Annotated in this window: 19 protein-coding genes; 12 read left to right on the forward strand and 7 right to left on the reverse strand. The window is 42.0% G+C overall.

Going from position 1 to position 18,637, the window contains the following annotated elements:
* Positions 1–60 precede the first annotated feature (60 nt).
* Positions 61–636, forward strand: a complete 576-nt coding sequence (gene rraA / locus OCU78_RS13300) for a ribonuclease E activity regulator RraA (RefSeq protein ID WP_137375066.1) — start codon at positions 61–63, stop codon at positions 634–636.
* A gap of 125 nt (positions 637–761) precedes the next feature.
* Here rraA and zapB read toward each other — a convergent pair whose 3' ends face one another.
* Positions 762–1,004: a cell division protein ZapB gene (gene zapB, locus OCU78_RS13305; protein ID WP_137375065.1), complete on the reverse strand. Its 243-nt coding sequence runs from the start codon at positions 1,002–1,004 to the stop codon at positions 762–764.
* Positions 1,005–1,326: 322 nt separating this feature from the next.
* On the opposite strand from zapB, the gene glpX reads away from it, so the two are divergent.
* The 3 genes from glpX to OCU78_RS13320 all read left to right on the forward strand — a co-directional run bounded on the left by glpX (position 1,327) and on the right by OCU78_RS13320 (position 3,668).
* Positions 1,327–2,334, forward strand: coding sequence for a class II fructose-bisphosphatase (gene glpX, locus OCU78_RS13310; protein ID WP_137375064.1), 1,008 nt, complete (start codon positions 1,327–1,329; stop codon positions 2,332–2,334).
* 246 nt (positions 2,335–2,580) lie between these two features.
* Positions 2,581–3,201 carry a helix-turn-helix transcriptional regulator gene (locus OCU78_RS13315; RefSeq protein ID WP_137375063.1) on the forward strand — a complete coding sequence of 207 codons (621 nt, stop codon included), beginning with the start codon at positions 2,581–2,583 and terminating at the stop codon, positions 3,199–3,201.
* A 107-nt stretch (positions 3,202–3,308) separates the two neighbouring features.
* Positions 3,309–3,668 (forward strand): DUF3135 domain-containing protein, encoded by a 360-nt coding sequence (locus tag OCU78_RS13320; RefSeq protein ID WP_137375062.1) that lies wholly within the window; start codon positions 3,309–3,311, stop codon positions 3,666–3,668.
* Between the two features lie 75 nt (positions 3,669–3,743).
* Here the strand turns inward: OCU78_RS13320 and OCU78_RS13325 are convergent, their stop codons facing one another.
* Together OCU78_RS13325 and OCU78_RS13330 are read right to left on the reverse strand one after the other, a co-directional pair.
* Entirely contained in the window at positions 3,744–4,166 is a 423-nt protein-coding gene (locus OCU78_RS13325) for a DUF805 domain-containing protein (protein ID WP_137375061.1), read from the reverse strand.
* Positions 4,167–4,294: 128 nt separating this feature from the next.
* A complete protein-coding gene (locus OCU78_RS13330; RefSeq protein WP_137375060.1) occupies positions 4,295–4,642 on the reverse strand; it encodes a 5-carboxymethyl-2-hydroxymuconate Delta-isomerase in 348 nt (115 codons plus the stop codon).
* A 250-nt stretch (positions 4,643–4,892) separates the two neighbouring features.
* Between OCU78_RS13330 and tpiA the strand changes: the two genes are divergently transcribed.
* A complete protein-coding gene (tpiA, locus tag OCU78_RS13335; RefSeq protein ID WP_012604968.1) occupies positions 4,893–5,663 on the forward strand; it encodes a triose-phosphate isomerase in 771 nt (256 codons plus the stop codon).
* Between the two features lie 229 nt (positions 5,664–5,892).
* Here tpiA and pfkA read toward each other — a convergent pair whose 3' ends face one another.
* The 3 genes from pfkA to OCU78_RS13350 all read right to left on the reverse strand — a co-directional run bounded on the left by pfkA (position 5,893) and on the right by OCU78_RS13350 (position 8,768).
* A complete protein-coding gene (gene pfkA / locus OCU78_RS13340; protein WP_137375059.1) occupies positions 5,893–6,855 on the reverse strand; it encodes a 6-phosphofructokinase in 963 nt (320 codons plus the stop codon).
* 314 nt (positions 6,856–7,169) lie between these two features.
* Positions 7,170–8,081, reverse strand: coding sequence for a CDF family cation-efflux transporter FieF (gene fieF / locus OCU78_RS13345; protein ID WP_137375058.1), 912 nt, complete (start codon positions 8,079–8,081; stop codon positions 7,170–7,172).
* 189 nt (positions 8,082–8,270) lie between these two features.
* Positions 8,271–8,768 carry a CpxP family protein gene (locus OCU78_RS13350; RefSeq protein ID WP_137375057.1) on the reverse strand — a complete coding sequence of 166 codons (498 nt, stop codon included), beginning with the start codon at positions 8,766–8,768 and terminating at the stop codon, positions 8,271–8,273.
* 183 nt (positions 8,769–8,951) lie between these two features.
* Between OCU78_RS13350 and OCU78_RS13355 the strand changes: the two genes are divergently transcribed.
* The 4 genes from OCU78_RS13355 to OCU78_RS13370 all read left to right on the forward strand — a co-directional run bounded on the left by OCU78_RS13355 (position 8,952) and on the right by OCU78_RS13370 (position 12,463).
* Positions 8,952–9,644 (forward strand): response regulator, encoded by a 693-nt coding sequence (locus tag OCU78_RS13355; protein WP_137375056.1) that lies wholly within the window; start codon positions 8,952–8,954, stop codon positions 9,642–9,644.
* Complete coding sequence (gene cpxA, locus OCU78_RS13360; protein ID WP_137375055.1) at positions 9,644–11,023, forward strand: envelope stress sensor histidine kinase CpxA; 1,380 nt, start codon at positions 9,644–9,646, stop codon at positions 11,021–11,023. Before OCU78_RS13355 ends, cpxA begins: the two co-directional genes overlap by 1 nt.
* A 133-nt stretch (positions 11,024–11,156) precedes the next feature.
* Entirely contained in the window at positions 11,157–11,774 is a 618-nt protein-coding gene (locus OCU78_RS13365; RefSeq protein ID WP_137375054.1) for a superoxide dismutase, read from the forward strand.
* Between the two features lie 209 nt (positions 11,775–11,983).
* Entirely contained in the window at positions 11,984–12,463 is a 480-nt protein-coding gene (locus OCU78_RS13370) for a tRNA (cytidine(34)-2'-O)-methyltransferase (protein WP_137375053.1), read from the forward strand.
* Positions 12,464–12,683: 220 nt separating this feature from the next.
* On the opposite strand, the gene OCU78_RS13375 is transcribed toward OCU78_RS13370, so the two are convergent.
* Positions 12,684–13,211, reverse strand: a complete 528-nt coding sequence (locus OCU78_RS13375) for an FxsA family protein (RefSeq protein ID WP_137375052.1) — start codon at positions 13,209–13,211, stop codon at positions 12,684–12,686.
* A 284-nt stretch (positions 13,212–13,495) separates the two neighbouring features.
* On the opposite strand from OCU78_RS13375, the gene aspA reads away from it, so the two are divergent.
* The 3 genes from aspA (at position 13,496) to OCU78_RS13390 (ending at position 18,440) form a co-directional block, all read left to right on the forward strand.
* Positions 13,496–14,947, forward strand: a complete 1,452-nt coding sequence (gene aspA / locus OCU78_RS13380; protein WP_137375051.1) for an aspartate ammonia-lyase — start codon at positions 13,496–13,498, stop codon at positions 14,945–14,947.
* Positions 14,948–15,106: 159 nt separating this feature from the next.
* Positions 15,107–16,414, forward strand: coding sequence for an anaerobic C4-dicarboxylate transporter (locus OCU78_RS13385; RefSeq protein WP_137375050.1), 1,308 nt, complete (start codon positions 15,107–15,109; stop codon positions 16,412–16,414).
* Positions 16,415–16,601: 187 nt separating this feature from the next.
* Complete coding sequence (locus tag OCU78_RS13390; protein WP_137375049.1) at positions 16,602–18,440, forward strand: protein-disulfide reductase DsbD; 1,839 nt, start codon at positions 16,602–16,604, stop codon at positions 18,438–18,440.
* The last annotated feature ends 197 nt before the right edge of the window (positions 18,441–18,637 follow it).

Genomic DNA, 18,637 nt, shown 5'->3' on the forward strand with positions numbered 1-18,637 from the left:
ATTGCAAAGGGTTAATGCACCGATATACTCAAGATAAGCTCATTGTTCAAAAGGTAAACTATGGAATACAACACTTCTGCGCTGTGTGATATTTATTTAGACCAAGTTGATGTACTTGAACCTATGTTCAGCAACTTTGGAGGTCGTTCATCGTTCTCCGGTAAAATCACCACGTTAAAATGTTTTGAAGATAATGCTTTAATTCGTTCCGTCCTAGAACAAGATGGTCTTGGTCGAGTGTTGCTAATTGATGGTGGAGGCTCTTTACGTAAAGCCTTAATTGATGCAGAAATTGCTCTACTAGCCGAAGAGAATGAGTGGGAAGGCCTTGTCGTATACGGCTGTGTACGTGAAGTCGATGAACTAGAAGATATGAATTTAGGCATCCAAGCCCTAGCCTCTATTCCAGTTGGCGCAACCCAACAACACAATGGCGAAACGGACGTACCTGTTAATTTTGGTGGCGTGACTTTCCTTCCTGAAGATCACCTGTATGCTGACAACACGGGCGTTATCTTATCTCAAGAGCCACTTGATGTAGATTTGGTTCTAGATGACGATGACATGGATGATGATCTTGAAGTCGATGAGCAAGATGATTCACCAGATAACGAAACGTACGACCCAATTCGCTAGTAACTAATGGCCTAAGATCTAATGAGCTAAACGCCGACTTGCTAAGTCGTCTTGCAGATAAAACTGAACAAAAACAAAAACGCCCGCTATAAAAATAGCGGGCGTTTTCTAATTCAGAGAGCTAATTACTCTACATCATCCATTTTACCTAAAAGGTTACGGATGCGGTCTTGCCAAGCTTCATGCTCTTTCTGCATTTCTTGAGATTTAAGCTCTAATGCTTCACGGCTTATTTTAAGCTCGTTAGCTTCAGATGTAAGCTGCTCTTTCTCTTCTTTAAGTTCTTCAACTTCCATTTGAAGAAGTGCGATTGTATCTACTGCAGTTTGAATTTTTGCTTCTAATTTTTCTAATACATCAAAAGACATGTCGGCCTACCTTTAAATTATCTATTCGAGTTGAAGGTTCACTCCACTTATCGCCCATTCTACTCAGCAGAGCCCCGATAAACACTCTCTATATTCGATATTTTGCACTATTCGACTAAAAAATAATCGTAATTCACCGAATATTGACGTGAGCAATAGCAAGCAACTGTGGTAACTCATCATTTTATTGAATATTTCAAATTTCGAGCCTCATATTGATCAAAGGCAAACCCTCAAAAGTAAAAAAGCAAACGTTCCCTTTGAGGTATGATAAAATTCGCCGCAAATTTCTATTCCCCCCTTTGAAAGTTTTGGAGTCAGCATGAAACGCGATTTAGCAATGTCATTCTCTCGTGTCACAGAAGGTGCCGCACTAGCAGGTTATAAGTGGCTCGGGCGTGGCGATAAAAACGCTGCCGATGGCGCTGCTGTAGAAGTAATGCGTAGCTTACTTAATAAAACAGAAATCAGCGGTGAAATTGTTATCGGTGAAGGCGAGATAGATGATGCTCCAATGCTATACATTGGTGAAGAGGTAGGTATTGGTGGTGATGCTGTAGATATCGCAGTAGATCCAATTGAAGGAACCCGCATGACGGCGATGGGGCAATCTAACGCATTGGCTGTACTGGCTGCAGGTGAGAAAGGAAGCTTTCTAAAAGCACCCGACATGTATATGGAAAAACTAGTGGTAGGCCCTGGCGCTAAAGGCGTTATTGACCTAGAACTGCCACTGACAGAAAACCTAGAAAATATCGCTAAAGCATTAGGTAAAACCCTTGATACTCTAGTAGTCACCACGCTTGCTAAGCCTCGTCACGATGAAGTTATTGCACAAATGCAAGCAATGGGCATTCGTGTATTTGCTGTGCCTGATGGCGATGTTGCCGCTTCAATTCTAACTTGTATGCCAGACAGCGAAGTAGACGTAATGTACTGTATCGGCGGCGCTCCTGAAGGTGTGGTTTCTGCTGCTGTAATTCGCGCACTAGATGGCGACATGCACGGTCGATTACTGCCTCGCCACGAAGTAAAAGGCGACACAGAAGAGAACCGCAAACACGGTGAACTTGAACTTGAGCGTTGTGCTGAAATGGGCGTAACCGCTGGCATCGTCCTAAAAATGGAAGACATGGCTCGCAGCGACAATGTTGTATTCTCTGCGACAGGTATTACTAAAGGCGACCTGCTTGAAGGTATTACACGCCAAGGCAATATTGCGACAACTGAGACCCTGCTCATTCGTGGTCGCTGCCGTACTATTCGTCGCATCAAATCGATTCACTACCTAGAGCGTAAAGATCCAGAAGTGATTGATCATATTCTTTAAAGAAAATCGCCATAATGAATACCGGTCATAATAAACACTGAACGCTATTAGGCTTAGTAATAACAGAGCTTAATAAAAAAGAAGGCTGATACTCAGGTATCGGCCTTTTTATTATCCCTATAAAATCTTCTGGCTTCCCCCGCAAGCTCTTCAATTAAATAGCATAAAAGAACTCAAGAGATAGTAAGAGGTTTTCTTTATAAACACCTTGCCCCATAATAGTAGGGTTCATAAGGTAGGAATAACATGAAAACGAGCGACAAAATCTTACAAACTATCAAGCGCCAAGGTGCCGTTACAGCTAAACAACTTTCTGAAGCGTTTGGCATGACGACGATGGGCGCAAGACAACACCTACAAAGTTTGGAAGATGACGGTATTCTCGCGTTTCATGATGTAAAAGTTAAAGTTGGGCGCCCTACTCGTCACTGGTCACTGACTCAGAAAGGTCATGGGCAATTTTCAGATCGTCACGGTGAATTAACCATTCAATTTATTGATGCTGTTGAACACTTATTTGGCAAAGAAGGACTGGAAAAAGTCACCGCTGAGCGTGAAGCTCATACTTTCAAACAGTACCAAGAAGCCCTATCTCATTGCTCAGACCTGCCAAGTAAATTACAAACACTTGCTGATTTACGAGAAAACGAAGGATATATGGCAGAGCTTATTGACGAAAGCGATCACTATATTTTAATTGAGAATCACTGCCCAATTTGTAAAGCAGCTATGCGTTGCCCAAGCCTATGCCAATCAGAGCTTAATATATTCAAAGAGTTATTGAATGGTGAATGTGAAGTTACTCGATCAGAACACATTATTGAAGGTAAACGCCGCTGCACTTATACCTTAACGCCTTTGCTCTAATGTATTCTCATTTTTGAGAAAAGAGTAAACGGATAAAATATCCCCCATAATCTTTCTTATGCTTAATGTACTGATGAAATTGTTATTACAGTACGAAGGAAGTCTCTATGGGATACCCACAGCTAGAACAACCTCTCCCATCATTCGATGAACTTGTCGATCTTGCACAAAAGGATCCCGACGCTTTTAATCAATTTAAGCATGACATGTGCGAGGATATGATTTGCTCTGCATCAGAATCCATGCAAGACAGGCTTAGAGCGCAGCAATGCCACATCGATCTCGTCGTCAGCCGCTGTAAAAATCCGGACCACACCAATGTTGTGTTGATGCAGGAGCTTTGCTGCCAGATGGGTAAATTTCAAGACATGCTAGAAGGTGATGTACGAATTGATTCCCCACAAGCTGTGATTATTCCTTTTAAACCTCAGCCCCCTCATAAGAAAACATTCCATGACGCTGACTAAATTCAAATAAAAAAGGAGACTGCTAAGTCTCCTTTTTAGAATGCCAAATTTATTCAGACCTCAGCTTACCTACACCTACTTAGGCTCAGGTCCGTATTGGTTTTCTCCATCAGCACCTTTCATAAAGCCACACTCCACCAAAATCCACAACCCACAAGCCAAAGCAGCGGTAGTCGCAACCATTTGTAATGGTGATGCACCGTCAACACTCTGTGTAGCGGCTGGTGTTGCTAAGCGTCCTAATACCAAAGGAATATTAAGCAGTAACCAAAGGTTGGATTTTCCTCTGTCATGCCACCTCTTTGAAGTGATCGCTAAATCAGGTACAAGTAGGAACAATAAGAAAACAGGTAGCAATATATAAGCATATGCTGGGAATAACACAGAAATGCCGGTTGCAAAGCCCGCAATTAAAACATAATAAATAACATTCCAAGTCCAGAAGACCTTACGGCCAATTCTACCCTTGAAAGAAAACAACAGTTCTTTCATCGACATCTTAGATACTCAAAAAATTAGCCATCACAGCTTTGACAGCAAAAATAAATATGACAGCAAAATAAAAATTGGTTAGATCAGCTAACTATTTTAACTAATTAATCATTACAACAAGTTAATCATGACTGCTAGTTAATCACTTTTTGAAAGCAAGTCTTGTCCATATCTCGGATATTAACAGTAAGACTACGAACGTGGCTCGCTTGCTCTTGTAAAGTTTGCATTAATTGGCGAGATAAATCTCGCTTTTGCTCTTCTGTACGCCCCGATAATAGTTCAAAACTGATATGGATAAAATCGACATTATCGCCTTCCTCACCCACCAACCAATTATGGCAACGCAGTGAACGAGACTTCACAGAAGTCGCATCAAATAACCCACATACAAGTGCCACTTGGTGAAGGTCTTCTAACAAACCTTGAATATTAACTCGCTCATCCACTGAGTTTGAATACTCTAAAACTAAATTTGGCATTCTCAATTCCTATACTAATACGCAATCGTTTGTCCCTTAATATCAACTAACGATGAAAAATCCGAGAAGTTCGCTATTATTCTGTCTGTCGGATCACTGATATATGCTTAAAATCTACTCTGACCATTGAGTAAGATCCAAGAAAGTAATGACCACAGTCATGATCTGTTGATATTAATCTGTTATATTATTTCGTAATAAAGTTTACTTTTTTACATTCGATTTATTTAAATACTTTGGAGATATTCCTATGCGTCATCCTGTAGTTATGGGTAACTGGAAACTAAACGGCAGCAAAGAAATGGTTGTTGATCTACTAAACGGTCTTAACGCTGAACTTGAAGGCGTGACAGGCGTAGACGTAGCAGTTGCTCCACCTGCACTTTTCGTTGACCTTGCTGAGCGTACGCTTACTGAAGCAGGCAGCGCTATCATCCTAGGTGCTCAAAACTCTGACCTAAACAACAGCGGTGCATTCACTGGCGACATGTCTCCAGCAATGCTTAAAGAGTTCGGCGCATCTCACATCATCATCGGTCACTCTGAGCGTCGTGAATACCACGCTGAATCTGACGAGTTTGTTGCTAAGAAATTCGCATTCCTAAAAGAGAACGGTCTAACTCCTGTTCTTTGTATTGGTGAGTCTGAAGCACAAAACGAAGCAGGCGAAACTGTTGCTGTATGTGCTCGTCAACTTGACGCTGTTATCAACACTCAAGGTGTTGAAGCTCTTGAAGGCGCTATCATCGCTTACGAACCAATCTGGGCTATCGGTACAGGTAAAGCAGCTACAGCTGAAGATGCACAACGCATCCACGCTCAAATCCGTGCACACATTGCAGAGAAATCTGAAGACGTTGCTAAGAAAGTTGTTATCCAATACGGCGGTTCTGTTAAGCCAGAAAACGCAGCAGCTTACTTCGCACAACCAGACATCGACGGTGCTCTAGTTGGCGGTGCAGCTCTAGACGCGAAAAGCTTCGCAGCTATCGCTAAAGCAGCAGCTGAAGCAAAAGCTTAATTTAAACTTCACCGTTTAAGTTAAATGAAAGGTCAACTTCGGTTGGCCTTTTTTATTGCCTGCTTTTCTAATATGTTCAGTTTTCTATACTGTTCAGCTCAATTAGAAACTTCAGCGGTATAAAAGCCAGGCATAAAAAAACCGCTGAAGTTAATCAGCGGTTTTTAAATTTTTCAGACTTATAAACTTTTAATATTTTTAAGTCTTTCAGACAAAGTCTAATGTTTGCTTAGAATAACTCTTCAGCAACCTTGAATAGGTCTGAACGATCTGGGTTTTGCATGTTCTCGATACAATCGATGATATCGTGGTGAACAAGCTGTTCTTTCTCGATACCAACACAACGACCACCGTGACCTTCAGCAAGAAGGTGTACAGCGTAGTTACCCATGCGTGAAGCAAGTACACGGTCAAATGCTGTTGGACGACCACCACGTTGAATGTGGCCAAGAACCGTTGCACGAGTTTCACGACCCGTTGCTGATTCAATTTCTTTTGCTAGTTCGTTAGCATCCATCATCAGTTCAGTCAGAGCGATAATTGCGTGCTTTTTGCCTTTCGCAATGCCGTCTTGAATGTTACCGATTAGCTGGTCTTTATCTAAGCCAGTCTCAGGAGTGATGATGTACTCACAGCCACCTGCGATTGCAGACATCAGAGTTAGATCACCACAGTGACGACCCATGATTTCTACAATTGAAATACGTTGGTGAGAAGAAGAAGTATCACGAAGACGGTCAATTGAATCAATAACAGTGTTAAGTGCAGTTAGGTAACCGATTGTGTAATCTGTGCCTGCAATATCGTTATCGATAGTGCCAGGAAGACCAATACACGGGTAGCCCATTTCAGTAAGCTTTTTCGCACCCATGTAAGAACCGTCACCACCGATAACCACAAGAGCTTCGATGCCGTGTTTCTTAAGGTTTTCAATACCCTTTTCACGAACCGCTACATCTTTAAACTCAGGGAAACGTGCAGAACCTAAGAAAGTACCACCACGGTTAATCACGTCAGATACACTTGAACGATCAAGCTGTTGAATGCGGTCTTCAACTAGACCTTGGTAGCCATCGTAAATGCCGTAAACTTCAATGCCAGCTGATAGTGCGGTACGAACTACGCCACGTACTGCTGCGTTCATGCCTGGAGCGTCACCGCCACTTGTCAAAACACCGATTTTCTTAATCATGCTCACCCTCGATTTTTGGGAATTTATTATTCAATTCTTATGCTTGCTGACGGTATATCAACAATATTTAAACTCTATATTTGTGCGCTATGTTACATTTCTTCAACAGGAATACCACTTTAATCGCACTAAATTATGTAACTTTTCTACTTATGTAAGAGTATTACAGTTTTACTCAAATACTTTGTTGATTCATATCAGAATCAACAACAATTGTTATTAAGACGCTCACTACTCAGTAGAGAAAACCAACCACTGACGCTTTGGTTTTACTCACTGTAGTCCAAAATCCAATCACTTACCATTTCACTCAATTAAGACCAATCTTGAAACTTTTGTTCTTTTTCAGGACCAAAAACAACGGAATACGGGTCTTGATGAATTAATACATCAGCAGATGGGAAAACTGAAATAAGTTTTGCTTCTACTTCATCAGAAATACGGTGCGCTTCAATAAGTGGGATTTGGTCTTCTAGCTCTAAATGCAGTTGAATAAATCGAATAGGACCAGAACGACGAGTTCGTAACTGGTGAACACCGAGCACTCCTTCCACGCTTAACGAAGCATCTTTGATTTTCTGAAGTTCATCATCAGGCAGCTTTCTATCAAGCAAAGATTGAATAGCTTCCATTGCCATTTGGTACGCGCTGTAAAGAATATAAAGACCAATAGCGACAGCAAACACAGGGTCAGCTTGTCCAAAGCCAACCCAACTCAACGCTAATGCCAGCATAATCGCAGCATTCATATAAAGGTCAGATTGATAATGCAAGGAATCGGCGGCAATGGCTTGGCTGCCCGTTTGGCGAACCACATGCTTTTGGAAGCGAACTAACCCAAAGGTCATCAGCATCGCAAATAAGCTGACATATATACCAATTTCAGGGGAGTTAAGTTCATGGGGTCTGAAGAATCGCTCGACACCATTTAGAATAAGGAAGCAGGCAGAACCAGAAATAAACATCGCCTGAGCCAAAGCCGCCAGTGACTCCGCCTTTCCATGACCAAACGCATGTTCTTTATCTGCAGGTTGTAATGCATAACGGACCACCAACAAGTTGACGACTGAAGCCGCGATATCGAGCAGAGAGTCAACAACGGAAGCCAGCAAACTGACTGATCCGGTGACCCACCAAGCTGCCACTTTCACAATCAACAAAATGGAGGCGATAATAGTTGCCGCCCAAGCGGCCAAGGTAACTAAACGAGCGTATTCTTGTTTCATAATCTGGCTATATAGTGACTGAGTTAACAAAGTATAACGTGCAATCTAAAGCTTGAATATGACAGGTTAAAATATGTTCTATCTTAAAAATTAGAATGCTTAAACGACAACAAGCGACACAAGGTCGCTTATTTAATCAATTATTTACACATTCTGGTGTAACAAAACACCCGAATAATAGCAGAAGGCTTAGCCTTGCTTGCTCATGTGTTTTTCCATTTTTTCAGTACATTTCTGCATGCGCTTTTGCTGAATCTCTTGGAACTCGGCTTTTTGCTCTTCAGTTAAAATACTCATCACTTGATGTTGCTTCTTAAGCATTGCAACACGACGTTCAGCTTGCTTTTCTACCATCTGAGTCGCCAACTCTGTTGCTGCGGCTTCATCAAAAGTATCAGCAAGAACTAGCGCTTGAACTTTTTCTTGGTGCTGCTGCATATTCGCCATTTTCTCTGCACGCTTACCTTTCATTTCTTCACGACCCGCTTCACGCATTTCTTTTAGCTGGTCTTTCTGAGCATCAGTTAGGTCAAGTTTGCGCATGATCTTCTTATCAAAACCGCCACACTTACCTTTGAAGCCTTCATGATGTCCTTTATCACCACCGCCAAAAGCATACGCACTTGCAGTGCCTAACATTAGTGGAAGTGCAGTTGCTGCTAGAACAAGTTTCTTAGTCATTTTCATAATCATTGCCTCAATTCGTGTCACGGTTCGGTTGTTTGTGGGCTGTTTCTCAGCGCTTGAGTGTAGAATAGTGGCTAGCTTGTAAAGCAACGTTTAGAAAGCGTAAAGAATCGTAAAGACTATAAATAGACCAACGATTAGCAGTAATATTAAAGCGTACACAACAATAACAAGGTTCTTACCATGGCAAATATTCTTCTCATTGATGACGATACTGAGCTCACCAGCTTACTGAAAGATATTTTGAGCTTCGAAGGCTTTTCTGTATCAGAAGCCAATGACGGATACGCAGGATTAGAAGCCGTAACAGATGACATCGACCTTATTTTGTTGGATGTCATGATGCCAAAGCTTAATGGTATGGAAACTTTAAAGAAACTGAGAGAAACAAGGCAAACACCAGTGCTCATGCTCACTGCAAAGGGCGAAGAAATTGATCGCGTGATTGGTTTAGAGCTTGGCGCCGATGACTACTTACCTAAGCCTTTTAGTGACCGCGAATTGCTTGCTCGTATCAGAGCGATACTTAGGCGTACCCAAACGGAAGCTGTGACACCAAAACCGACTAACGATGGTATCGAGTATAACGGTATAAAGATCTACCCCGGAAAACAGGAAGCCTACTACAAAGGCGAGCTTGTTGACTTAACAACGACTGAATTTGCCTTATTAAGCCACTTAATCCAAAACCCAGGAAAAGTCATCACAAAGGAATCCTTAAGTTTGGATGTCCTAGGTAAACGGTTAGCAGCTTTTGACCGTGCCATTGATATGCATATTTCTAATTTACGAAAAAAACTCCCCGAACGTGCTGATGGCAAGCCTCGTATTAAAACCCTACGAGGGCGTGGCTACTTATTGATTGAGGAAGATTAATGCGCTTACCTAAAATCACCAGCTTATATGGACGTATCTTTGCTATCTTTTGGTTCACCATGTTACTGGTGCTTTTGGCTGTGTTATCTCTACCACACTTAGACCCAAGAAAGGCACGCGACATTCCAGCCGATCATTATCAGCGTATTCTTAAGATAAAAGACAACACTGAGAAACGCTTTGCCAACGAAAGCAACTTAGGCAAAATTTTATTCAAGCTTGAAGAGCCTCGAAGTAAAAGGGATAAACGCGCTCGCCAATTTTTAACTGACTTAGATGGCAACGTGTTAACCACAAAAAGGCACCCAGACTTTAAACTTAAAGCCATTAAAAATTTTGTAACAACCATAGATGCACCCACGCAACCCAAGCAAAGATTGTATGGACATTATATGGTGGCTGGACCTCTGCCAGTGCATTTAGCCAACCAAGATCTATATATGTATATTGGCGTTAAATGGGATCAAACACCGCCATTTCTCCTCCGCTTATTCGATAAACCATTACAGCTGCTCCTCGCCGTAATGTTCGTGAGCACACCCTTACTGCTTTGGTTAGCATGGGCACTTAGCCAACCTGCAAGAAAACTTGAACAAGCAGCTAAGCGAGTTGCTCAAGGGGAGTTCATCGTAGACCCTGAACTTGAAAAAGGGACGTCAGAATTCAGACAAGCAGGGGCAAGCTTTAACCAAATGGTTGAAGCTGTGAATCAAATGATTTCAGGGCAACAGCGCCTGCTATCTGATATTTCTCATGAACTGCGCTCACCATTAACTCGCCTGCGCATGGCAAATGCTCTAGCCATACGAAAGCAGGGGGAAAGCTCTGAACACGGCAGGGTTGAAACAGAAGCTCAACGTTTAGAACAAATGATTGGCGAACTACTGACTCTTTCAAGAATGCAAGTAGACAGTCATTTAAACCGCGAAGTACAGCCTTTATCTAGCTTATGGGAAGAAATATTAAAAGATGCCCAATTTGAAGCAGAGCAAATGGATAAACAGCTGACTTTCTCAAACATTCCAGATAGAAAGATCTCAGGTAATCCAAAGCTATTGATGAGTGCAATAGAGAACATTACTCGCAATGCCATTTATTATGGAGAGGACCTTGTTGATGTTCAGCTGTTTGTCGAGAATGACACACTTACCATCCAAGTAAGTGACAATGGTGAAGGTGTTCCGGACGATGAATTAGAAGCCATATTCCGTCCATTCTACAGAGTATCGACCGCTAGAGATCGGCATTCCGGAGGGGCTGGTTTAGGGCTAGCTATTACGGAAAGTGCGATTCGCCAGCATAGTGGCACCATCGCAGGTAGTCGAAGTCAGTTAGGTGGGCTTCAGGTCGAAGTTACCCTACCGATTTTGCCCGTTTAATAAAGTCGTACTCAAAGTAAGCCACTTAAGAGTGAGCGGCTTATTTTGACACAAGCTATAACCTTACAAATACATAGTTGATAATGATATTTATTATCATTATGGTAGATCGTCTAATTACGGAGGATTTACTATGTCACACACTTTCCCTGAACTACCCTACGCATACAATTCTTTAGAACCTTACATTGATGCGAAAACAATGGAAGTCCACTACGGAAAGCACCATAGAACTTATTACGACAAGTTCATGGCTGCGATCAGTGGCAGTGATCTTGAAACTGCAACCCTTAGAGACATCTTCGCCAATATCTCAACGCACGCTCCAGCGATCCGCAATAATGGCGGTGGTTACTATAATCATGTTCTGTACTGGTACTGCATGTCACCTGAAGGTGGAGGCGAGCCACAAGGGGCACTTGGCGAAGCAATTCAATCTACATTTGGTAGTTTTGAAGCATTCCAAGAGGCATTTACTCAAGCAGCAATCAATACCTTCGGTTCTGGCTTTGTGTGGCTAATCGTGAAAGATAAAAAGCTTCAAATCACCTCAACACCGAACCAAGACAATCCACTAATGGACGCGGCTGAAAACCAAGGTGAGCCAATTTTAGCTCTCGATGTTTGGGAACATGCTTACTACATCAGTTATCAAAACCGCCGCCCTGACTACATAGCAGCCTGGTGGAACGTTGTGAACTGGAATGCGGTTGCCGAGAACTACGAAGTTGCTCTATTTCCAAAATCATAATTTCCAAAGTCATAGTACCCACAAGTCATAACGGCTAGATGAATCTCATCTGTTCTAAATCGCTTTCAATATCAAGATATGCGAAAGATACAAGTCAGAAAAACATCAGAATGAACTCTGACGTAAAGTGAAACAATAAGGTGGCTTGTATTAAAACAATAAGCCGCCTTATACTTCAGCCTCTTTTCTTCTATTGATAGTGAATTTATATGTTTGATATTGCACTTTATGAACCTGAAATCGCCCCTAATACTGGCAACATTATTAGACTTAGCGCTAACTGCGGTGCGAACTTACATTTAATTGAGCCACTAGGTTTTGATTTAGAAGAAAAGAAAGTCCGCCGTGCGGGTTTGGACTACCATGACTTAGCACGCGTAAAGCGACACAAGAATTTAGAAGCGTTTATTGAATATTTAGAAAATGAACGTGAAGGCGACTACCGTATTTTTGCCTGCACCACAAAAACCACGGGGCATCATGTCGATGCTAAATTTCAACAAGGTGATGTCTTAATGTTTGGTCCTGAAACTCGCGGTTTACCAGCAGAGTTTATTGAAAGCATGCCGATGGGTCAGCGAATTCGTATTCCTATGATGCCAGATGCTCGCAGCTTAAATTTATCTAATGCCGTTGCAATTATTGCCTTTGAAGCTTGGCGTCAAATGGGATTTAAAGGAGCGCTTTAAATCGCTTTTTATTTCAAAATTACAGTAACATGAGTCATTACCGTTTAGTCGGACTCATGTAACCAAAACACATCAGGCTTCAATATCACAAGAGCCAACATTGAAGTGAACCAAGCTTCAGTTGATTAGATACCGAATAAAAAATGCCCCAGCAATTTGCTAGGGCATTTTTTATTTAAATCGATTCAGACATTCAAAACGTGAATTCCATCAGCTCACTCTAAGGCTTGTTGAGTTTATTGACGTCATCATCATTTTTTTTCTCAAACTCACCTTCAAACGTATTGCTATCATTCGAATTATTAAATGGGTCGCGGTGAAATGGGTCTTGCTCAAATGGGCTATGACCAAAACCAGCCGAACCACCAGCGTGAAATCCGCCAGACATATTCTTCACAACCATTTTTTCCATCAACTTTTTAGCCATGATAGCTCTTGGTGCAGGAAGTAAAACCAGCATGCCGAAAGCATCTGTCATGAAACCAGGAGTCAATAACAATACGCCAGCAACAGCCAGCATCACGCCTTCTAGAATCTGTTGAGCAGGCATTTCACCCTGCTGCAAGCGACCTTGTACCGACATTAATGTCTGGATACCTTGGCTACGAACCAGTGAAGCCCCAACAAATGCAGTCACGAGTACTAACGCAATCGTTGGCCACAATCCTAGAAAGCCACCAACTTGAATAAATAGACCGATCTCAATGATAGGTACGAAAATAAAGAGTAAAAGTAAGATAGGAAACACACGCCCTCCTTTGTTACTTGCAGTGTACGCTTAAAGCCCCACTAACCACAAATTTATCCTGTAAAGAACCGTGTTTTTTGACCCGAAATAACTTTACAGAATATTGACGAGACAAAAGTAAAAAAGGTGATCAACTTACTATTTTTATGCGCTAAGTACAGTATCATGTGCTACATAAGTCAGGACGGATTTATCAGCCCAATATTCTAGCGAACGGAGTATTTGCATACAGAATAGGCTAATAATTAACTACATTATCAGAATTATTCTCTAAGGATCCTGTTATGGCTACTCTATCTAAAGCTCCTATCGCAGCTAATCAAGCCACTCGTTTAGAAGAAGATCTATTAGGTCAACGTCATGTTCCCGCTGATGCTTACTACGGCATCCATACTCTTCGTGCTATTGAAAACTTTAACATCTCAAATGTAACTATTTCTGACGTACCAGAATTTGTTCGTGGCATGGTGATGACCAAGAAAGCGGCGGCTTTAGCAAACAAAGAGTTAGGTGTTATTCCAAGCGAAGTTGCTAAATACATCATCGAAGCTTGTGACCTAATTCTAGACACGGGCAAGTGCATGGATCAGTTCCCATCGGACGTTTTCCAAGGTGGTGCTGGTACTTCTGTAAACATGAACGCGAACGAAGTAGTCGCGAACGTGGCACTTGAACTAATGGGCAAAGAAAAAGGCCAATATGAGTTCATCAACCCAAATGACCATGTAAACCGCAGCCAATCGACAAACTGTGCTTACCCTACTGGCTTCCGCATCTCTGTTTACAACAGTGTTCGTAAACTGATCGACGCTATCGAATACCTAAAAGGTGCGTTCGAGCTTAAGAGCCAAGAATTCAACACAATTTTGAAGATGGGACGTACTCAGCTTCAAGACGCAGTGCCAATGACGGTTGGTCAAGAGTTCCATGCTTGGGCAGTTACCATTAATGAAGAAATCAAAAACCTAGAATACACTTCAAAACTACTTCTAGAAGTAAACCTAGGCGCAACAGCTATCGGTACTGGTCTGAACGCTGCACCTGGCTACCAAGGTCTTGCGGTTAAACACCTAGCAGAGGTAACTGGACTAGAGTGTGTAGCGGCTGAAGATTTAATCGAAGCAACGTCGGACTGTGGCGCATACGTAATGACACACGGAGCACTTAAGCGTCTAGCGGTTAAACTGTCTAAGATCTGTAATGACTTACGTCTGCTTTCTTCAGGTCCACGTACTGGTCTGAATGAACTTAACCTACCTGAACTTCAAGCAGGCTCTTCAATCATGCCAGCTAAAGTAAACCCAGTTGTACCTGAAGTAGTAAACCAAGTTTGCTTTAAAGTGCTAGGTAACGACAACACGGTTTCTTTCGCTGCTGAAGGTGGTCAACTGCAATTGAACGTAATGGAGCCTGTAATTGCACAAAGCATGTTTGAGTCTCTAGATATTCTAACAAACGCGTGTGTGAACCTTCGTGACAAGTGTGTAGACGGCATTACGGTGAACAAAGAAGTATGTGAATCTCACGTATTTAACTCTATCGGTATCGTCACTTACCTAAACCCATACATTGGGCACCACGAGGGTGACATTGTCGGTAAGATTTGTGCAGAAACAGGAAAAAGTGTTCGAGAAGTGGTCTTAGAGCGTGGATTACTGACTGAAGAAGAGCTAGATGACATTTTCTCTGTTGAAAACCTCATGCATCCTCAGTATAAAGCTAAGCGCTACGAATAAGTAGAAGATAGAGGGCTCCAAACGGAGCCCTTTTTTAGGCTCCAATACGGTTAACCACAATATAAAAGTGGTTATATCAACGAGATGCATAATATTTATTATTTGAGGGCTTATTCATATGAACCTTCACATAATAAAATCTAATAATGAGGTGTAACCATGATTGCAGTAGAACTATTTGTCGTCCTACTCTTTATATTCTTAGGGGCCAGAATTGGTGGTATTGGAATCGGCTTTGCCGGTGGTGCAGGTGTTATCGCACTTTCTCTAATACTTGGAGTTCCAACCAGCCAAGCATTTATCCCTGTTGACGTAATTTTGATCATCATGTCGGTCATTACCGCGATTGCAGCTATGCAAGTTGCTGGTGGTATGGACTGGTTAGTGCAAATTGCCGAAAACTTTTTACGAAAACATCCTGAACGTATTACCTTTTACGCGCCTATTGTAACTTTTGTCATGACTCTTATGGCGGGTACTGGTCATACAGCATTCTCAACTCTGCCTGTTATTGCCGAAGTAGCAAAAGGACAAGGGGTCCGCCCATCTCGTCCGCTTTCTATTGCTGTTGTTGCATCTCAAATTGCGATTACTGCGTCTCCAATTTCAGCGGCAGTGGTTGCTTTTGCTGCGATGCTGGCACCATTCGGTGTTGACTACCTAACATTGCTAGCTGTTTGTATTCCAACAACTTTTATTGCTTGTATGGTCGGTGCTTTGGTTGCCAATTACATGGGCAGCGAATTGAAAGACGATCCTATCTACCAAGACCGTCTTGAAAAAGGTTTAGTGAAACTGGCGACACAAGAGAAGCGTGAAATTCTGCCTACAGCGAAGAAAGCGACATTTATCTTCCTTGCCGCTATTGGTTTTGTCGTTTGCTACGCTGCTGCAATCTCAAGCTCAGTTGGTCTTATTGAAAACCCAGCACTTGGCCGTAACGAAGCAATCATGAGTGTCATGCTTGCAGCCGCAGCTGCGATTGTTCTATTCACTAAAGTAGATGCTGCTAAAATTTCATCTGCGCCAACATTCCGCTCTGGTATGACAGCGTGTGTATGTGTACTTGGTGTGGCTTGGCTAGGCTCAACGTTTGTAAACGCACACGTTGCTGAAATCAAAGACGTAGCAGGCGCTCTACTGGCTGACTACCCATGGATGCTAGCACTAGTTCTGTTCTTCGCTTCTATGCTGCTTTACTCACAAGGCGCAACAACGGTTGCACTAATGCCAGCTGCTCTTGCAATTGGTGTAGCACCACTAACAGCCGTTGCGTCATTTGCTGCGGTAAGTGCACTGTTCGTACTTCCAACTTACCCAACATTATTGGCAGCAGTTGAGATGGATGACACAGGTTCGACACGTATCGGTAACTACGTATTCAACCACCCATTCTTTATTCCGGGTGTTGTGACTATTGCGACTTCTGTAGCACTAGGTTTTGCATTCGGCGGTCTACTTATTTAGTTTCCGATTGACTCAGTGAGTCCCGGTAATAAAAACATAAAGGAAGCTTCGGCTTCCTTTTTCTTTATCTGTATCTTTCTCAAAAAGCCCAATGCAGTATAAATATGCCTCAAGTTGAAACTTATTCATCAATAATCCTGTCTGAGTAAGTTAAGATACTTTTAACTTAACACTGACGAATCTTTTTATGCGCGCTTTCATTTCTTTGCTGGTTATCGGGTTACTTACTCTCTCTAACCCTGTTTTCGCTTTATTTGGAAAAAGTGAACCAAGCTTAAACCTAACATCGAGCAATACATTTGTTCCTGTAGACCAAGCTTTTCCTTTAAATCACTTTCAGCAAGGCAATCAAATATTACTTGATTGGCAAGTGAAGGATGAATACTACCTCTACCAACATCGCATAGCTTTCAGTGGTGAAAACCTCTTGATTGGTGATGAGCAAATGGAGGATGGTCAACCTTACCAAGATGAATTTTTTGGTGAAGTGAGCATTTATACAGAGCCTCTTTTTGTTCAAATACCGCTTCTTGAATATCAAGAAGGTGCAAAACTCATTGTTCAATATCAAGGCTGTGCTAAAGCTGGCTTCTGCTACCCTCCTGAAACTCGTGTTATTGATATCGAGCCTTTTGTTGCGGGTTCATCAACTGCCGAATCATTACCAGCTGACTCAGTAGATAACACTGCTAAAAAGACTCAAAGTAATCAGAATTTATCCAGCTCAAATAACCAAACTCCTTCGATTTCAGAATCATCGAAAGACTCAAACCTTGCAGACAAGCTTGGTGATGCATGGTGGACACCTTTCTTGTTCCTAGCACTAGGTGTTGGTTTAGCTTTCACTCCCTGTGTTTTACCTATGTACCCAATTTTAACTGGCATCGTACTGGGTGGCGGTAAATTGAGCCAAGGTCGCGCATTAATGCTGTCGTTTATTTATGTGCAAGGTATGGCGCTCACCTACACATTATTGGGGTTAGTTGTCGCTTCAGCTGGCATGCAATTTCAAGCCGCAATGCAGCACCCTTATGTCCTGATTGGCTTAAGCTTATTGTTTGTCACTTTGGCAATGTCGATGTTTGGCGTGTACAACCTGCAATTGCCAAGCAGTATCCAAACTTGGTTAAACAATCAAAGCAACAAGCAACAAGGTGGCAATACTTTAGGTGTCTTCGCTATGGGGGCTATCTCTGGTTTAGTATGTTCACCTTGCACCACAGCCCCACTTTCTGGCGCTCTTTTGTATGTTGCACAAAGTGGTGACTTGTTTACTGGTGCCATTGCGCTTTACGCACTTGCAATGGGCATGGGAATTCCACTTATATTAGTGGCCGTGTTTGGTAATAAGCTTCTGCCAAAAGCAGGTAATTGGATGGATAAAGTGAAAGTCGTGTTTGGATTCATTTTGCTTGCCGCTCCTATCTTCTTACTGGAACGAATTATTCCTGAATTTTGGGCAACAGTACTGTGGTCTACTTTAGGCTTTATCGCATTTGGTTGGCTTTACCATTCTAAGAATTCTCTGCCATTTGGAGAGTGGAAACAAAGTGCTGTGGGAATTATTGCAATACTTGGATTGTTTGTTTCAGCGCAGCCTGCGCTCAACTACTGGTTTTCAGAAAAATCAGTACAAGTAGAACAAGCACAAGTGCAATTTATTCAAATCAGTAACATCGCTGACTTAGAGCAACAGCTAATAAATGCAAAAACCCAAGGTAAGCCTGTGATGCTCGATTTCTACGCTGATTGGTGCGTGGCATGTAAGGAATTTGAGAAATACACCTTCCACCAGCAAGATGTAGAGAAAAAGTTGGGTAACTTTATTTTACTTCAAGCTGATGTCACTAAAAGCCTACCTCAAGACATTGAATTATTAGGTCAATTACAAGTACTTGGGCTACCCACTATCGAGTTCTGGGACAGTAAGGGTAACCATGTTCCAAATGCTCGCGTGACTGGCTTTATGAATGCTGAAAAATTCCTAACGCATATGAATAACTACCTGCTCGAAGCGAATCAATAAGCTTCCGAAGCCGAAACTAAAGAGCAAATTTAAAAGAACCGCATTTCTATAAGTACTTAATAATACTCTTAGAATTGCGGTTTTCTTTATCTACCTTTCAATTACCGATTCATAATCAAACTAGTTCACGTTAAAAGTCGATATGGTTCAGACTTTTAGTGTATAAATATTGTCCGCATATCCAATCAAGATAATAA

The organism is Vibrio gallaecicus, from assembly GCF_024347495.1.
GTDB lineage: Bacteria > Pseudomonadota > Gammaproteobacteria > Enterobacterales > Vibrionaceae > Vibrio > Vibrio gallaecicus.

Excerpts from the sequence above, each read along its gene's own strand:
- OCU78_RS13315 (WP_137375063.1), top strand. The coding sequence starts at position 2,581 with ATGAAAACGAGCGACAAAATCTTACAAACTATCAAGCGCCAAGGTGCC.
- OCU78_RS13385 (WP_137375050.1), top strand. The coding sequence starts at position 15,107 with ATGATTGCAGTAGAACTATTTGTCGTCCTACTCTTTATATTCTTAGGG.
- fieF (WP_137375058.1), bottom strand. The coding sequence starts at position 8,081 with ATGAAACAAGAATACGCTCGTTTAGTTACCTTGGCCGCTTGGGCGGCA.
- rraA (WP_137375066.1), top strand. The coding sequence starts at position 61 with ATGGAATACAACACTTCTGCGCTGTGTGATATTTATTTAGACCAAGTT.
- aspA (WP_137375051.1), top strand. The coding sequence starts at position 13,496 with ATGGCTACTCTATCTAAAGCTCCTATCGCAGCTAATCAAGCCACTCGT.
- OCU78_RS13325 (WP_137375061.1), bottom strand. The coding sequence starts at position 4,166 with ATGTCGATGAAAGAACTGTTGTTTTCTTTCAAGGGTAGAATTGGCCGT.
- glpX (WP_137375064.1), top strand. The coding sequence starts at position 1,327 with ATGAAACGCGATTTAGCAATGTCATTCTCTCGTGTCACAGAAGGTGCC.
- OCU78_RS13330 (WP_137375060.1), bottom strand. The coding sequence starts at position 4,642 with ATGCCAAATTTAGTTTTAGAGTATTCAAACTCAGTGGATGAGCGAGTT.
- OCU78_RS13390 (WP_137375049.1), top strand. The coding sequence starts at position 16,602 with ATGCGCGCTTTCATTTCTTTGCTGGTTATCGGGTTACTTACTCTCTCT.
- OCU78_RS13355 (WP_137375056.1), top strand. The coding sequence starts at position 8,952 with ATGGCAAATATTCTTCTCATTGATGACGATACTGAGCTCACCAGCTTA.
- OCU78_RS13320 (WP_137375062.1), top strand. The coding sequence starts at position 3,309 with ATGGGATACCCACAGCTAGAACAACCTCTCCCATCATTCGATGAACTT.
- OCU78_RS13350 (WP_137375057.1), bottom strand. The coding sequence starts at position 8,768 with ATGAAAATGACTAAGAAACTTGTTCTAGCAGCAACTGCACTTCCACTA.
- tpiA (WP_012604968.1), top strand. The coding sequence starts at position 4,893 with ATGCGTCATCCTGTAGTTATGGGTAACTGGAAACTAAACGGCAGCAAA.
- pfkA (WP_137375059.1), bottom strand. The coding sequence starts at position 6,855 with ATGATTAAGAAAATCGGTGTTTTGACAAGTGGCGGTGACGCTCCAGGC.
- OCU78_RS13370 (WP_137375053.1), top strand. The coding sequence starts at position 11,984 with ATGTTTGATATTGCACTTTATGAACCTGAAATCGCCCCTAATACTGGC.
- cpxA (WP_137375055.1), top strand. The coding sequence starts at position 9,644 with ATGCGCTTACCTAAAATCACCAGCTTATATGGACGTATCTTTGCTATC.
- OCU78_RS13365 (WP_137375054.1), top strand. The coding sequence starts at position 11,157 with ATGTCACACACTTTCCCTGAACTACCCTACGCATACAATTCTTTAGAA.
- zapB (WP_137375065.1), bottom strand. The coding sequence starts at position 1,004 with ATGTCTTTTGATGTATTAGAAAAATTAGAAGCAAAAATTCAAACTGCA.